This window comes from Pedobacter sp. 05T44, from assembly GCF_056395985.1.
Map to the genome: position 1 here is coordinate 50460 of NZ_JBFTKO010000021.1, position 16520 is coordinate 66979.

15 protein-coding genes are annotated in these 16520 nt (G+C 36.4%); 5 read left to right on the forward strand and 10 right to left on the reverse strand.

The window, feature by feature from the left end; genetic code table 11:
- Positions 1–45 precede the first annotated feature (45 nt).
- On the reverse strand, positions 46–1494 hold the full coding sequence (locus AC1DDK_RS23240; protein ID WP_172659834.1) for a DUF5723 family protein: 1449 nt from the start codon (positions 1492–1494) through the stop codon (positions 46–48).
- On the reverse strand, positions 1491–3074 hold the full coding sequence (locus AC1DDK_RS23245; RefSeq protein ID WP_337716582.1) for a hypothetical protein: 1584 nt from the start codon (positions 3072–3074) through the stop codon (positions 1491–1493). Before AC1DDK_RS23245 ends, AC1DDK_RS23240 begins: the two co-directional genes overlap by 4 nt.
- A gap of 97 nt (positions 3075–3171) precedes the next feature.
- Between AC1DDK_RS23245 and AC1DDK_RS23250 the strand changes: the two genes are divergently transcribed.
- The 3 genes from AC1DDK_RS23250 (at position 3172) to AC1DDK_RS23260 (ending at position 6824) form a co-directional block, all read left to right on the forward strand.
- A complete protein-coding gene (locus AC1DDK_RS23250) occupies positions 3172–3567 on the forward strand; it encodes a DUF423 domain-containing protein (protein WP_172659836.1) in 396 nt (131 codons plus the stop codon).
- Complete coding sequence (priA, locus tag AC1DDK_RS23255) at positions 3567–6068, forward strand: replication restart helicase PriA (RefSeq protein ID WP_477634093.1); 2502 nt, start codon at positions 3567–3569, stop codon at positions 6066–6068. The genes AC1DDK_RS23250 and priA overlap by 1 nt, the downstream gene beginning before the upstream one ends.
- Positions 6069–6167: 99 nt before the next feature.
- Positions 6168–6824 (forward strand): protein-L-isoaspartate(D-aspartate) O-methyltransferase, encoded by a 657-nt coding sequence (locus AC1DDK_RS23260; RefSeq protein WP_172659838.1) that lies wholly within the window; start codon positions 6168–6170, stop codon positions 6822–6824.
- Positions 6825–6840: 16 nt separating this feature from the next.
- Here the strand turns inward: AC1DDK_RS23260 and smpB are convergent, their stop codons facing one another.
- The 3 genes from smpB to AC1DDK_RS23275 are packed head-to-tail and all read right to left on the reverse strand — an operon-like array spanning position 6841 to position 9849.
- The gene (gene smpB / locus AC1DDK_RS23265) at positions 6841–7290 is read right to left on the reverse strand and encodes an SsrA-binding protein SmpB (protein WP_172659839.1); all 450 of its coding nucleotides are present in this window, start codon (positions 7288–7290) and stop codon (positions 6841–6843) included.
- A 23-nt stretch (positions 7291–7313) separates the two neighbouring features.
- Positions 7314–9194, reverse strand: coding sequence for an Nramp family divalent metal transporter (locus AC1DDK_RS23270; RefSeq protein ID WP_172659840.1), 1881 nt, complete (start codon positions 9192–9194; stop codon positions 7314–7316).
- Position 9195: 1 nt separating this feature from the next.
- On the reverse strand, positions 9196–9849 hold the full coding sequence (locus tag AC1DDK_RS23275; protein ID WP_288879026.1) for a metal-dependent transcriptional regulator: 654 nt from the start codon (positions 9847–9849) through the stop codon (positions 9196–9198).
- Positions 9850–9988: 139 nt separating this feature from the next.
- On the opposite strand from AC1DDK_RS23275, the gene AC1DDK_RS23280 reads away from it, so the two are divergent.
- Positions 9989–10459, forward strand: coding sequence for an Lrp/AsnC family transcriptional regulator (locus AC1DDK_RS23280; RefSeq protein ID WP_048906633.1), 471 nt, complete (start codon positions 9989–9991; stop codon positions 10457–10459).
- A gap of 6 nt (positions 10460–10465) precedes the next feature.
- Here the strand turns inward: AC1DDK_RS23280 and ung are convergent, their stop codons facing one another.
- Together ung and AC1DDK_RS23290 are read right to left on the reverse strand one after the other, a co-directional pair.
- Positions 10466–11143: a uracil-DNA glycosylase gene (gene ung, locus AC1DDK_RS23285; RefSeq protein ID WP_288879027.1), complete on the reverse strand. Its 678-nt coding sequence runs from the start codon at positions 11141–11143 to the stop codon at positions 10466–10468.
- 2 nt (positions 11144–11145) lie between these two features.
- A complete protein-coding gene (locus AC1DDK_RS23290; protein ID WP_172659843.1) occupies positions 11146–11619 on the reverse strand; it encodes a thioredoxin family protein in 474 nt (157 codons plus the stop codon).
- Between the two features lie 146 nt (positions 11620–11765).
- On the opposite strand from AC1DDK_RS23290, the gene AC1DDK_RS23295 reads away from it, so the two are divergent.
- Positions 11766–12305, forward strand: coding sequence for a DUF2892 domain-containing protein (locus AC1DDK_RS23295; protein WP_172659844.1), 540 nt, complete (start codon positions 11766–11768; stop codon positions 12303–12305).
- A 35-nt stretch (positions 12306–12340) separates the two neighbouring features.
- Here AC1DDK_RS23295 and AC1DDK_RS23300 read toward each other — a convergent pair whose 3' ends face one another.
- The 3 genes from AC1DDK_RS23300 to AC1DDK_RS23310 all read right to left on the reverse strand — a co-directional run bounded on the left by AC1DDK_RS23300 (position 12341) and on the right by AC1DDK_RS23310 (position 16414).
- On the reverse strand, positions 12341–12559 hold the full coding sequence (locus tag AC1DDK_RS23300) for a hypothetical protein (RefSeq protein ID WP_172659845.1): 219 nt from the start codon (positions 12557–12559) through the stop codon (positions 12341–12343).
- An 87-nt stretch (positions 12560–12646) separates the two neighbouring features.
- Positions 12647–14368, reverse strand: a complete 1722-nt coding sequence (gene lysS, locus AC1DDK_RS23305) for a lysine--tRNA ligase (RefSeq protein WP_477634094.1) — start codon at positions 14366–14368, stop codon at positions 12647–12649.
- A 132-nt stretch (positions 14369–14500) separates the two neighbouring features.
- Positions 14501–16414, reverse strand: a complete 1914-nt coding sequence (locus tag AC1DDK_RS23310) for an AMP-dependent synthetase/ligase (RefSeq protein WP_172659847.1) — start codon at positions 16412–16414, stop codon at positions 14501–14503.
- Positions 16415–16520 lie beyond the last annotated feature (106 nt).

The window sequence follows — 16520 nt, forward strand, 5'->3', positions numbered from 1 at the left end:
ATGACGACCGATCTAGAAATTAAACCATCATTGTGAATTTTTACTTCATCTCTTTTTAGAGAATACACTGAAAATGCGTTTGAAGAAACCTGTTTCCTGATCATCCAAGCCTGGTATATAGCTGCTGTTTTGGGGGTGTTCTACAGTATAGCCAAACTTAATACCTAATCCCATGTAAAAAGATGCACCATTATATCCTGACTTTGGCGATGTATCGGTTTTGATTGCTGCATAAGCGGTTCGAGTTGTCTTAAGGAGATTATCTGAACCTAAGAAGAACTCAAAGTTTGGGGTTTGATACATTCCCTGCATTCCAAAAAGAAACAGGTTATTGAAGTTGTAGATTGGAATTGCACTTATAGAAAAATCAGAATAGCGGAATTTATTTACAAGGGCTGCATCACCGCCATTATAAAACAGATTTTTTGACACCATAAAACTAGGTGTATAGAAACTGTATGTTTTAGAAATCAGGAAATCAGCTTTGGCATTTGTGAGGGTATAAAAGCTTTTATTTACCGCATCATTTTTTACAATATCTGTAATCTGGTTTCTTATCCTTTGATCTTTATCCCTCGGACTGCGGGGCGGGGTGTTTGGGCCATTATCCTCCGGGATTATGGTAGGATTAAGCATGTTGTCAAAATTGCTAACATAGGAACTGTTGCTCCATCGTATTACGCCAAGGTCTTTTATATTAGCCATAATAAACACCCCGCTTTTTGAGGTATATGTTGTGCCAAAGCTTAGCGCAAGTCCCGGGTTTTTAAATGTAGGAATCAGGTCGTTAGTTTCTAAATCTTTGGCCTCCAGAAAACTTGCTTTATATGTACCTTTTAATGATAAAGCTATTTTATCCGTTGTTGGTCCGGGCTGGATGGCCGAATGGTCAGTCTTTAAACTGTTAAAGGAAATTCCACTTAATAAACTAATCTTAACACCGAAAGCAAGCTTTTTAGTATAGTTTTCTCTGTAGGTTAGACTGAATTGATGATAAGATTGACCATATCCGCTATTGTTAAACGGATTTTTAGTTAAATTGGAATTGTTAATGAACCTGGTGTAATCATCTATTACGGCAAGCGATTCATTAGTGTATTTTGCATGAAGGTCTGTTCGCAATTGCCACGAAAAACCAATCTCCTTATGATACTTATAGGATTTAAATATCTTAAAATTGAATAAATATATGTTGGAATTTTGATAGACGCGGTTTAGCTTATTCGTTCCGATTGGAATGTCTTTTACTGAAAGTTTTCCACTGCTAATTAATTTATGCATTATATCCTCATTGCCTTTATTGATGGCATTTACTCCGAAATAGGGTAAGAAGAAATTTGAAGCATATTTTCGCGAGGAATCTAGAACGAATGTTTTTTGCGCTGGGTTCTCAAATCCATCAAATAAGGTTTTTGTATTGAAAAGACCATACTGTTGAGCTTTTAGCTGATTAAAAAGAAATAGAAATGAGAATAGGATCAGATATTTTCTCATAGTGAGTCATTTTCTAATATTAAAGAATCTTGCGCTAAAGGTTGTTGTTTCCTGCTCATCAAAACATTTGTTTGAAATTTACCATTATCTCCGCTAAGTTGGTATATAAATGATTGATAATTTTTTAATCCCTTTTCAGATGTGATGTGTTTGTAGTAAGGCAGGTATATATTTTTTAGAAATATATCTGAGGAATTATTGAGATCAATGAAGAAACTAATGCTGGAAGTATTTGGCAATTGATTGATGCTGTTGGCATAACTCTCTTTATTTATAAGAAGGTGGTTGTTTTTATAGTTGCTCAGGAAAGATTGTATTGTGCTGGCATTATTAGCAAAAACCATGTAATTATCTATAATGATATAGTAAGGCCTTTTAAATTTCTTAAATGGCTCTCCAAAATAAACATACAAGAGATCGTCCTCTTTAAATAGTTTAATGCCATCCCCATAATCTCCACTAAGATCTAGTAGTAACTGATCAACTTTTTCGCCGTTACTCAAATTGATCGCGCCAATTTTTTCTGCAGTGCTTAGCTGGAAGGTAATAAGCTGATCTTTGAAATATTTTGGGAATATCTGATTTGGATCTATGTGATATTTAAGACTAATGTTTTTTTGTACGTTAGTTACTTTATTTTCTTCTTTTTTACTGACGAACCAATTTTGTAGCTTTTCTTTCCAATTACTGTAACTTTCTATAGTAAAAACAGTGTAGTTGGCAGTATTTTCCGGTAGAATATTGGTTATGGTAGTTTTTTGGGCATTGGAGCTAGTGAATAATTCATAGTAGTTTTTTGGATCATTATTTTGTGTTACACCTGTAAGTAGTACTTTTTCTTTACTGAAATTGTATACAAGCGATGCAAATGCATGGTTATTATCAAGTACAGAAAGCTCTCCGCTAAGTTTGCTAGGCATGGTTGATTTTAACAGTTGAGGAAAGGTTTCGAAATTGATGTAAACTTCGGCGAGACTGTTTTTTGTGAGTCTCGTTGTCGATTTGATGTATTGGACAAATTTATTGTTACTGTTAGGGCTAGATAACGCATTTGAAATGGATAGAGCAGAGCTTGATAATAGTAAAAGGTTGTCTTTAGTGCCCAGATAGAATATCATGCTATCTGGTAGGGTTATAGTGGTTATCTTTTGTGAGGTATCTAATTGTAACTTAGCAGATGCCAATGAAATCAATAATTGATTTCTGTTGGATCCAGGATTTATCTGAGTGCTATATAACAAATCTATATGTTTGTCTTTTCCCGGAATGAGACTAATGTATATATTTTGTTTGCCAATAATACGGTTAATCTCTGGAGCTGACAGTATATGGTCCTTTATAGATTGCAGTTGAGCGAAATTGTCCTCTCCAATAATCTCCTGCAAAATATCCTGACCTTTTAAGATGTCAAATATGCTTTTGTCGTTTTGAAATGAAAAGATGAGTGATGAGTTTGCTGTAGCTGCATATAAACTACTGTCATTGCTTTCCCGATCTGTATTTAGACCAGAAAAATACATGTAGGCCAGGGTTAAGATGGCGGTAAACAGAGCTATTATTATGACAAGAATTTTTTTCATTTKCGGTTACTACAAATTTAATTTTAATAGTTGGGATTAATAATAAATGCTTCAAGTTTGTTAAGTTTGTTTTCTCAAATTGTGGGTTTAGAATATAATGGATAGACGTATATTGGTAACTGCATCATTATTTGGAGCTATTGCAGTAATGCTTGGAGCTTTTGGTGCACATGGCTTAAAGAATGTATTGGATGCCGGCTCTATTGAGATCTGGACAAAAGGAGTGGAGTATCAGTTTTATCATACCTTCGCATTACTTTTTCTTGCTCAATTTAAAGGTCGGGAAGCCGCGCAAGGCAAGTTCGTAAACCTGGCGTATGTTTTTTTTACATTTGGCATATTGCTTTTTTCCGGGTCGTTGTATTTGCTCGCAACACGAAGTGTTACAAACATTGGCTTTGTAAATTACATTGGTCCGGTAACTCCTATTGGAGGGTTATTGTTGATTCTTGGCTGGTTGTCGCTGCTTTTAGCGGCTTTAAAAAGTAAATAATGTTGGATTTTCTTGATCCGGAATTTGTTGAAAGAGAGACACTCTTTATTGAGGTCATTTTACCCCTTTCTCTGTCCAAAAATTATATCTATCGTGTTCCTTTTGAGTTAAATGATCAGATAGCAGTCGGTAAACGTGTAGTAGTTCAGTTCGGGAAGAATAAAATCTATACAGCCTTAGTCAAAAGTATCAGTAAAGAAGCGCCCGAAGTTTATGAGGCTAAATATATTATTGATGTTGTTGATACTTATCCTATCATTACCCCTGAGCAGTTGAATTTATGGGATTGGATGACTTCTTATTACTTATGTAATGAAGGCGATGTGCTATCGGCAGCATTACCAACCGGCCTGAAACTGGCAAGTGAAACAATCATCGTATTGAAGGAGGAAAGTCCGCTTTCTGATGATGACGGGGTTATTCAGGAGATCGTTTTTACAGATAAAGAGCAGATTATTTTAAATGCCTTAAGAAGCAGACCAAGATTAACTATAGATGATGTATCGGCATTATTGGGACAAAAAACGGTTTATCCGATCATTAATTCCCTGCTGAGCAAAGGGATGGTTTATATCGCTGAAGAAGTGGTAGAGAAATATAAACCACTGTTAAAATCTTTCGTTTCTCTGCAGCCATTTTACAATGAAGAGGAAAACTTAAAGCATCTGTTTTCGATTTTAGAAAGGGCACCTAAACAATTGAATGCGCTTTTGGCTTATTTAAAGCTTTCTAAGCAGCAGACTACGATTTCAAAGCAGCAATTACTTGAAGAGAGTGCTTGTGGCACAGCGGCCCTTAAAACGCTTGTAGATAAAGAGGTTTTTGCAATATACAAGCGGCCGGTTAGTAGATTACTGGAAAATGCCGATGACTTTGTGCTAAATTTTGAACTTAGCGAAGCTCAAAATAAAGCCCTGCAACAAATAGAAGACGGTTTTCTCACTAAGGATGTTATGTTGCTGAATGGTGTAACTGCATCAGGAAAAACACAGATATATATAAAACTGATTGAAAAAGCAATCGAAAAAGGAGGGCAGGTATTGTTCTTATTACCTGAAATTGCTTTAACTACTCAAATAGTAGAACGCATACAGCGCTATTTTGGAGATGCTATTGGTGTTTACCATTCTAAATTCAATAACAACGAGCGGGTTGAAATTTGGAATAAGGTATTAAATGGCAAATATCGGGTGGTTCTGGGCGCTCGTTCCGCGGTATTTCTGCCTTTTAAAGAACTGAGATTAATTGTGGTTGATGAAGAACATGAGTCTTCTTATAAGCAGCATGATCCATCGCCAAGATATCAGGCTAGGGATGCTGCGGTTTACCTGGCACATCTTCATCAGGCCAAAATTGTGCTTGGGTCTGCTACGCCATCTATTGAAAGCTATTACAATGCAGTTAGCGGAAAGTATGGTCTTGTAACAATTACCGAAAGATTTGGTGGTGTTGATCTGCCTTTGCAGGAAGTGATCAGTATCTCTGAAGAGACCAAACGTAAGAAAATGGTTTCTTATTTTTCAACTAAGCTGATTGATGAAATTGCTTTTACGTTGGAAAATAAGGAACAGGTAATCCTATTTCAAAATAGACGGGGGTACGCCACTATTTTAATTTGTGGTACTTGCGGCTATGCACCTAAGTGTGTGAATTGTGATGTGAGTTTAACTTATCACAAAACAAGTGGGAAATTGCATTGTCATTATTGCGGTTATCACCAAAGTAGCATTAACATTTGTCCGGCTTGCGGGTCTGTTCACATTGAACAGAAAGGATTTGGCACTGAAAGGGTGGAAGAAGAACTGAGTTTGATTTTTCCTGAAGCTAAAATCTCAAGATTGGATGTAGATAGCACACGTACTAAAAATGKACTGCAACAGATCATTTCTGATTTTCAAGAGAAAAAGACAGATATCTTGATCGGTACACAAATGGTTGCTAAAGGATTGGATTTTGATAATGTGACTTTAATTGGAGTAATTAATGCAGATACACTTTTGAATTATCCTGATTTCAGGGCTTTTGAAAGAAGTTACCAGTTGTTGGCTCAGGTTGCGGGTAGAGCAGGCAGAAGGGATAAGCAGGGCAAAGTTATTATACAGGCTTATGATGATAATCATAGAATCATTAATCAGGTTATTGATAATAAATACCTGGAAATGTATAATGAGGAACTTGCAGAACGGAAGCAGTTTAACTACCCACCGTTTACAAGGCTCATCTTTATTAATATAAAGCACAAAGATGCTGATCTTTTAAATGTGGCTTCGCAGAAGTTTGCAAACATTCTTAAAGGTCAGTTAGGTGGGAGAGTGTTGGGCCCGGAACAACCATTAGTGTCACGCGTGAGGAATTACTACATCAAACAAGTAATCATTAAGAGCGATAAAAATACTTCGATACAAAAGGTGAAGTCGATATTGAAAGATACCATTATTCAATTTCAATCAGAAAAGGAGTATCGCGCAGTAAACATTCAGGTGGATGTTGATCCATACTAGTTTTATTGGGATTGATTTTGTGCGCATTAGCCTTTTTTTAACTTTTTAGAGCTAAATAATTCAATTTATTAGATTTGAAAAGGCTAATTTTGGGGTGCTATGGCGTATAAGTTTGTTGACAATTACAGAGAAAAGGGAGCGAGAAAGAAATTAGTAGAGCACCTTGAAGCAAGAGGTATTACTGATAAGAGGGTATTGAGAGCTATAGGTAAGGTCCCTCGTCATTTCTTTTTTGATGAAACTTTCTGGAATCAGGCATATAAAGACATCGCTTTTCCAATAGGAGATGGACAAACTATTTCGCAACCTTACACCGTTGCGTATCAAAGCGAATTATTGCACATAAAAAAGGGCGACAAGGTTCTTGAGATTGGTACCGGATCCGGCTATCAGACGTGTATTTTAATGGAACTCGGAGCAAATGTGTATACTATTGAGCGTCAGGAAAGCATATACAGGCATACCATAAGGGTTTTACCCGGTATGGGATACAATGCTCATTTCTTTTTTGGAGATGGATCAAAAGGGATTGCTGATCATGCACCCTATCATAAAATCATTGTAACAGCGGGGGCACCCTTCGTGCCAGAGATATTACTTAAACAACTTAAAGTAGGTGGTATTTTAGTAATTCCGGTAGGTGATGAGCACTCCCAAAAAATGGTAACTGTAATTCGAGTTAGTGAAACCGATTATGAAAGGATAGAATTGGATACCTTTAGGTTTGTACCCCTGGTTGGAGATCAGGCCTGGTAATTTTTTTGCAGGGCTGTTAGAATTTCATAGCCCTGTCCATTTCTCTTTTCGATTCCCTGTCTTTAATACTGTCTCTCTTGTCAAATTCTTTTTTACCCTGGGCCAATGCGATCTCTATCTTAGCAAAACCTCTTTCATTGGTGAAAATACGCAGTGGGACAATAGTGTAGCCTTTTTCTTCTCCTTTTACTTTAAGCTTTTTGATTTCTTTTTTTTGTAAAAGCAGTGCCCTGTCGCGTTTAATATCGTGGTGATGAAATGAACTATGACTGTATTCTGAAATGTGTAGGTTTCTTACGTATAGTGTATTGCCTATAAACATGCAAAATGCATCAGACATATTGGCCTTACCCTGTCTGATGGCTTTTATTTCTGTGCCTAATAAAGCAATTCCTGCATTATATTTTTCAATAATGTGGTAATCAAAATAGGCTCTTTTATTTTTAATCTGGATATCGTTCTTCATAAGAATCCGCTAATATCTCAATTTTATCTCACAATAAGCACTGGAATAGTCACTTTATGACGTACAGAATTCACTGTAGTTCCAAGTATCAGATCCTTTAAGCCTTTATGTCCATGGGCACCCATAACAAGCAGTTCAAGGTTGCTTTCATTAGTAATATCTACGATTGCTTTTACTGTTCCTCCGTAGCCAATATGGACGGTGGCTTTGTATCCAAGTTCCGCCAGATTAATACGGTACTTTTCCAGATTTTCTGTGTCACTTTGTGTTTCATAATCAAGTGCCGATTCGCCATGGTAGCGGGCTACAGCTGTTTCAACTACGTGAATTAAATGATAGTTGGCCTGTTTGCCACCTTGGATTAAAGCATGTCTTATTGTGTTTCTATCGTTCTTGGAAAAATCAACAGTAATACCGATTCTTTTGTAGTGTATTTTTTCAACCTCATCAATATTAAGTGCACTGCCATGCGGAGTTACATTTTGCTCACGCTTAATTTTGCTGATCAAAGGGTATATGAAAACGTATAACAAAAGCAATCCAATAAGTATAGCTAATGGAACTATTATAGCATAAACATACCAACCGCCATCAGCACCCCAGGTTTTAATTTCTTCTACAACGAGTTTAACATTTAAGGAAACAATAACGATGGAGCTTCCCCAAGCTAGAATTTTTACCCACGTTTTGATGGCGAATCCTTTCATCGTACGCTTGTCTGATGTGAAATGGATCAGTGGGATTACGGCAAAGCCGAGTTGAAGACTTAATACGACCTGACTTAAAATTAATAAACCACCTAAAGCATCATTGCCAAACCATAATATAGTAAAAAAAGCTGGTATAATTGCCAGCAATCGGGTAATTAATCGGCGTAACCATGGCTCTATACGAAGCTTTAAGTGGCCTTCCATTACAATTTGCCCGGCTAAGGTACCGGTTACGGTAGAACTTTGCCCTGCAGCGATTAGTGCAATAGCAAAAAGAGCTGGAGCAACATTGCCGAAGATGTTTTGAAGCAGTTTGTGAGCGTCTTGAATTTCCGCAACCTCATGTAACCCATTTTTATAGAATGCAGCGGCTGCAAGGATTAAAATGGCTGCATTTACAAAGAATGCAAGGTTTAAAGCTACGGCTGTATCAATGAAATTAAACTTGATGGCTTCTTTGATTCCTTTATTGTCTCTTTCAAATTTTCTGGTTTGAACCAGCGATGAGTGCAGATAGAGGTTGTGTGGCATCACAGTTGCACCAATAATGCCAATTGCGATATATAATGCCTCTCCTGATAGCATAGTTGGCTCAAAACCTCTTGCAATTTCCTTTAGGGATGGTTCTACTATAAACATTTCTACTAAAAATGAAACGCCTACTATGAAAACCATTGAAACAATAAAGGCCTCCATTTTGCGCATTCCTTTGTTCAACAAGAAAAGTAGGAGTACAGTATCAAAAATGGTTAAGCTAATTCCCCATATTAAGGGCAAGCCAAATAATAAGTTTAAACCAATTGCCATACCTATAATCTCAGCAAGGTCACAAGCTATAATTGCAGTTTGTGCCAGGCCAAAAAGCGGAATGTTTACCCATTTTGGATACCCGTTTCTTGAGGCTTGCGCAAGATCAAGGCCTCTTACAATACCCAAACGGGCGCTAAGCGATTGCAGAAGCAATGCAATGAGGTTAGACATTAGCAGGATCCAGATGAGCTGATAGCCAAATTTACTACCGCCGGCAATGTCTGTGGCCCAATTTCCCGGATCCATATAGCCAACACTTACCAGGTACGCAGGGCCGATAAAAGAAAGGATGCGTCGCCAGCCAGTTCTTTTGCTGGTGTCAACACTTTGATGCACTTCACTTAATGAGCCGGAGTTTTTTGTGGTGGTTTCAGGTTTGTTCATATTATATTTTAATGAGGATGTGTTTTGCCACTTCCCGGCTTACATTAATCTGTTTGTTTTCTATACTAAGCTCTACAGAACCATCAAAATCAGTGATTTCTGTAATTCTTATTTGTTTACCTAGTGTGAGACCTACTTTCTCGAGATGCTGTAAAAAGACTGATGAATGTTCACTAACTCCCATAATCAGGCCTTTGTCTCCGGTCTTGAGTTTTGATAATTTTATAAATACTGTATTATCAAGCTTTCCGTTTTTATCTGGTATAGGATCGCCATGGGGGTCATTTTTAGGGAAAGCGAGGAATTCATCTAAACGTTCAATAAGCTCGGGTGATTTAATATGCTCTAACTCTTCGGCTATATCATGAACCTCATCCCACTTAAAATTCAGTTTCTCTACAAGAAATACCTCCCATAGCCGGTGTCTTCTTACAATGTTAATTGCTGCATTTTTACCTGATTCTGTGAGTTTTACACCCTGATATTTTTTATAATCAACTAGCTTTTTGTCTGCTAATTTCTTTATCATGTCGGTAACCGAAGCCGCTTTAGTCTGTATTCTTTCGGCTATAGCGTTGGTTTGTACCGCGCTTTCAGTATTAAGCGAAAGGTGATAAATGATTTTAAGATAGTTCTCCTCTGTGAATGATTGCATTTATGGTTGCCTAACTATAAGTTTAGACAAATCTAAAAAAATATTAAGAAATAAACTGTAAATAATTGTAACATTTTTAGAATAAAATTTGGCATGTAACGCATTCTTATTCTACCTTTGCATAATATTAATAAAACTAATGGCAGCAGAACTAGATAAAACTGATTTTAAAATTCTTAAATTACTACAGGAAAATGGAAGGATAACTAATTTATTGTTATCTCAGGAGATAGGACTTTCTCCAGCTCCTACATTGGAAAGGGTACGTAAATTAGAGATGTCAGGATTTATCAAAAGCTACCATGCCCTTGTTGACGAAGAGAAGTTAGGTTTAGGCATTAAAACTTTTATTCAGGTTCAACTTGATTTTCATAAAAATAATACCATACAGATCTTTTTGGATGAGGTAAATCAGATTAAAGAAATTACAGAATGTCACCACGTTACTGGACAAGCCGATTTCTTACTTAAGGTTTACGTTAATGACATTAAGGCTTATGAACGTTTAATTATGGATAAGATCAGTAAAATATCTGTAGTTAAAACTTTTCAGACAATGATGATCATGTCTACTACCAAAAAGGAACCAATCGTTCCTTTGGAATACTAATTTCTTTTAGACAATTTGCCAGTCAATTGCACTAAGACCTTGTTTTTCTAAAATAGCATTGGCCTTAGAAAAATGCCTGCACCCAAAAAATCCATTATAGGCCGAGAAAGGAGATGGATGGGCTGCCGTCAAAATAGTGTGTTTGGTCTGATCAATTAATGTCGATTTATTTTGGGCATATCTACCCCATAAAAGGAAAACTAGGCCCTTTCTATGTTCAGATAGCTGACTTATTATTTTGTCGGTAAATATTTCCCAACCCTTACCCTGATGAGACCCTGCTTCGTGGGCTCTCACYGTTAAAGTAGCATTAAGCAACAAAACTCCTTCATCAGCCCATTTGGTTAAATTGCCATGGGAAGGAGTCGAAAATCCCTCAATATCAGTAACAAGTTCTTTATATATGTTCTTTAAAGAAGGAGGAACTGTAACACCTTTTTGAACTGAAAAAGATAAGCCATGAGCCTGTCCTTGTCCATGATAAGGGTCTTGCCCTAAAATCACTACCTTAACTTTATCAAATGGGGTATGATCTAATGCCTTAAAAACCTCTGATCCCTTAGGGTATACTGTGATGCCTTTTTGCTTTTCGTGCTGTAAGAAAGTTTTTAGATCTTTCATATAGCTCTTTTCAAATTCGGCATCTAGTTCTTTAAGCCAGCTCTTCTCTAAAGTAATCGACATATTTAGTTTTTTGATAATATAAGTGCCAAATCTTCTTCAATGCTTATAATTGGTTTTTCAATAATCCGACCGAGCTCTTTTTCATCCTCATAAATAATAAAGGTTGGTACACGATCTATATTTAAGTTCTCTAATAACCCATTTTCCGCTTTTTTTGTTCTATCTACACAGATAAAATTTATGTCTTTTTTATCAAGCGACGATGCATCTGTCGTTTTTAGAAAATGGGGTAATTGTTCACGGCTATCACCGCACCATGTTCCTAAAACAATGGTAATAGTTTTGCCTTTTAATAAAAGCTCTATTTCGTTTAAAGCACCAGATTCAGGAATATATTTTGAGTACCCATTGTCATACATTTCCCTCATAGATGGAAATGTTGTTATAGCATCACGGGTACAGGTATTTAATAGAATGATTTCACCAGTTGAGGAATCTTCTACTTGCTTATTAATATGCTGCGCTGTGGTTTCCATAATTAAAGATTTGTAAATCTATTCATATTTTGAAAATCTTTAAGTAAAATATGAAAGGAACGTCATTTCTTTTTTGCTTAAATTATAATTTTAAATCTGTTTTTTGGTATTTAAACACGATATTTGCAAAAAAATTATAAAAGGATATGCCAAATATAGTTCGTCTTATTTTAGGTTTTGTTGTGTTAGGAGCTTCCATTGCCCTTATGTTCTTCAGTTTTTGGGGCTGGGGTATTTTGGGTATTTTTATAAGTATCCTGATTCTTGTTACATATTTTTATAATGAGAATATGTTGCTTGCTCAGTGGTTTTTAAGAAAAGACAATATGGTTAAGGCCGAAGTGTTCCTAAAGAGAATCACTAATTATGAAAAACAACTGATCAGAGTTCAACAAGGTTACTATAACCTTTTGATTGGTCTTATAGAATCAAGAAAGGCTCCAATGCAGTCTGAAAAATATTTTAAGAAAGCACTTTCTTTAGGTTTGCATATGGACCATAATATTGCCCTGGCCAAATTAAGTTTAGCTGGCATATCAATGGCAAAAAGAAATAAAAGGGAAGCACAAATGTACCTTACAGAAGCAAAAAAGGCAGATAAGAATAAACTGCTTGCTGATCAGATTAAACAAATGAAGGATCAGCTTGGAATGATGGATAGACAACAACAGGTTAGATACAGGTAAAGAAAAAGCTTAAAGCCACATGCAAATGTGGCTTTTTATTTTTCGCTTAATCTGTCAAAGTTTTCATTAGGTTCATAATGCTCTGAATTTCTGCTGATGATATCATCTTCAAGATAATCTTTCTTTCTGCTAAAGAACAATTGCTCTGATTGTATTCTTGTGATCAACTGACGGATCAACGTCAAGTCAAATGCTTCTTTACTTAGTTTTATGCAGTATTCTTTTTCTGTTATTTCAAGGCTTGAACTGTTCATAATTTATCAATTTTAATATGCCCTAAAAATAGAAAAGGCCTGCTAAGTTTTTATGTAGCAGGCCTTTAAGTTTATGTTATCTCTATGTTAAGAAAACCAGGCGGTTACGTCTTCTTTTGAAGGCATGGTTAATTCTAGTTTAAGTTTCTTACGCATTCCTCCAAGATCATTAAAAACCTTGTTGGGGTTAGCACCTTTTAACTCTTCAATTGTATTGATTCCCATTTTTCTAATCACCTGAACCCATTCAGCCGGAACGCCAGCATTTACGAAATCTTCATCGGTAGTTACTTTCGCTTTTTTCTCTGGTCTCATTTGAGGGAAGAACAGCACTTCCTGAATTGTTGACTGGTTAGTCATCAACATTACTAATCTGTCTATTCCTATTCCTAGTCCTGAGGTAGGTGGCATTCCATATTCAAGGGCTCTGATAAAATCATCGTCCATAGCCATTGCCTCATCATCACCTCTCGCTGCTAGTTTCAATTGATCCTCAAAACGTTCTCTTTGATCAATCGGATCATTAAGTTCTGAATAAGCATTGGCAATCTCTTTACCCATTACAAACAATTCAAACCTTTCTACCAGACCTTCTTTGCTTCTGTGTTTTTTAGCAAGTGGAGTCATTTCCAAAGGATAGTCGGTTATATAGGTTGGTTGGATCAGGTTTGCTTCAACTTTCTCGCTAAATAATTCGTCGATAAGTTTCCCACGACCCATTGAATCGTCTATCTCAATATTTAGGCTTTTGCAAGTTTCCTTCAATTCCTCTTCAATCATGTTAGAGACATCTATACCAGTATACTTTTGTATAGACTCATACATGGTCAGTTTTTCATATGGGCCTTCAAAGTTAACCTCATGTTCACCAACCTTTACAATCGGAGATCCGTGAATAGTCAMCGCAATCTTTTCAAGACATTCTTCAACCATGGCCATCATCCATATATAGTCTTTATAAGCTACATAGATTTCCATAGAAGTAAATTCAGGATTATGCGTGCGGTCCATACCTTCATTTCTGAACATTTTACCGAATTCATATACACCATCAAATCCTGCTACAATAAGCCTTTTTAGATAAAGCTCGTTAGCTATACGAAGGTATAGCGGCATGTCTAACGTATTATGATGTGTGGTAAAAGGACGTGCAGCGGCACCACCATGGATAGGCTGTAATATCGGGGTCTCTACTTCCATCCAGCCCTGATCATCAAAATAACTTCTCATAGTGTTGATCACCTTAGAGCGGTTGATGAAGATCTGTTTAAAACCAGGATTTACAGTTAAATCAACATAGCGTTGTCTGTAGCGTAATTCAGGATCAGTAAACCCATCATATATATTACCTTCTTCATCGCGTTTAACTATGGGTAAAGGTTTTAAGGCTTTAGAAAGGAGTTTAAACTCAGTAACGTGAATAGAAATCTCACCGGTTTGAGTGGTGAAAACATAACCTTTAACACCTATAAAATCTCCAAGATCAAGCAGTTTTTTGAAAACGGTATTGTAAAGCGTCTTGTCTTCATCCGGACAAAGATCATCTCTTTTTAAATAAACTTGTATTCTTCCTGTAGAGTCTTGTATTTCGACAAATGAAGCACTTCCCATAATACGGCGGGTCATTATCCTGCCGGCTATGCTGATGTTCTTATATGCAGTTTTATCCCGCTCGTAGTTTGCTAAAATATCTGCAGCATTTGCATTTATTTCAAATGCTTCGGCAGGGTAGGGATTTATCCCTAATTCACGCAATTGATTTAGTGAATTACGGCGCAATAATTCTAATTCTGATAGTCCTGTACTCATATATCTCTTGTATCCGGCATTAAGCCGTATAGTTTTATTTGTATTGTATTTTTAAAATTATGCAAAAATAGGTATTTGCAACATTTTTTGTCTGTATTAAATGGGAATATTCAGTACCAACAACAATATATATTAATCTGACTCAACAGACTCCGTATACATTTCGTTGATAGTTTCTGCATATTTTTTTTCAAGAACTTTCCTTTTGGCTTTTAAAGTTGGTGTTATTTCGCCCTCCTCAATACTAAAGGGATTACGTTTAACTTTAAAATTCTTAATCCTTTCAAATTTTGCAAGTTCCGCTGAAAACTTTTTAATATCCTGACCTATCCAGTCTATAATTTCTTTTTCCGCTATAAAAAGCTCTGGCTTTTGAAAAAATGACTCAGGAAGTTTAAATGTTTCCTGAAGGTTCTCTTTATTTGGGATAATGATTGCTGTCAGGTATTCCCTTTTATCGCCAATTAAAAATAATTGATCTATTTTAAGACTTTTAAGATAGATGTTTTCTACCGGAGTAGGATAAACATTCTTCCCATAAGCATTTACAATCATGTTTTTTAACCTGTCCGTGATTTGTAGATTACCTCGGTAAAATCTGCCGATATCACCTGTGTGAAACCAATTGTGTTTGTCAATAGCTTCGGCGGTTTCAGCTGGTTTATTGAAGTAACCCTGCATAACACAGTGACCACGAACTATTATTTCTCCTTCTGCACACTCAAAATTGGGGTCAAAAGATTCATGTGTTTGAATGTTGATCATTTCCTTGGTTTCTACATCCTGTATGCCGATTTCAATACCAGGAATTACGCGTCCAACTGTGCCATAAACCTGCCTGTGATATTCTGTAACAGACATAACCGGCGAGGTTTCTGTCAGTCCAAATCCTTCAAGTATTTTGATATCAAGATTTCCAAAAAATTCGCCCACGTTTTTAGGTAATGCAGCCCCGCCCGAGATCATAAATTTTAATCTGCCCCCTGTTTTCTCCTTTATTTTACTGAAAACAAGTTTCTCGGCTATTGAACGCTTTGTTGAGAGAAAGATGCCGGGTGATCTGCCTGCTTCTTTTTCCTGACGATAGTTCTTGCCTGTTTCCAGGGCCCAAAGAAAGATTTTAGATTTTAATCCACCTCCAGCAGTACCACTTTTTATAGCTTTGTCATGAATCCTTTCTAATAGTCTGGGAACACAATTCATTACAGTGGGCCTTATCTCACCCATATTTTTTGCCAATAACTCTAAACTTTGGGCGAAGGCAATTTTACAGCCCTGTGCACAACAAACATGATAGGTCGCAGTACGCTCAAAAACATGTGATAAAGGTAGAAATGATAAGAATGTTTCAGTCTCATCAATAACAGGAATCTGTTGTAAACAAACCTTAACGTTTTCAACGAAATTACTATGAGAAAGCATTACACCCTTAGGAGTACCGGTAGTGCCAGAAGTATAAATCAATGCCGAAATATCTGAAGGGGTAAGTGCATCCCTAAGAACTTTTATTTCTGCTAATTTGTCCGTAGTGAGATTGCTTTTAGTATTAAGAACTTCCTCAAAACTTATAATTTCTACATTCAGGTCTTCTGGTACGGTCACTTTTGTGTATTCTGAAAAAGCGGGTATGATATATTTTAACTGCCGGCAGTTGCCTGCAATTTTCAGTATTTTCTTGTATAAGAAGGTATTCCCAATTAAGATAGCTTTGATACCTGAATCATTAATGATATACTCTACCTCATGCTCGGATAGGGTAGGATATATAGATGTATTAATGGCTCCGATTTGTTGTATTCCCTGGTCATAGTAAACATACTCAGGAGAGTTCTCTATCATTAGACCCATTCTGTCACCTTTTTTTATCCCTTTGTTTAAAAAGAATGTTGAAACCGCATCCGCATTATCGAGCGTCTCTTTGAAAGATATTTCCTCCCACTCCGTAGTCTTTTTATCTATAAGGAAGGTCTCTTCTGGTTTATGAATGTTTTCAACTACATTTCGCAGTAAACTGGGAACTGTAGCCGACTCGTTGAATGATACCATATTATATGATTGGTTAGCTTGTTATAGCATAATAAAAAAGGGCGCTAAAAGCGCCCTCTACAAATATAGTGAAATGTATGTTAAACAGAAAAACTCTCTCCACAAC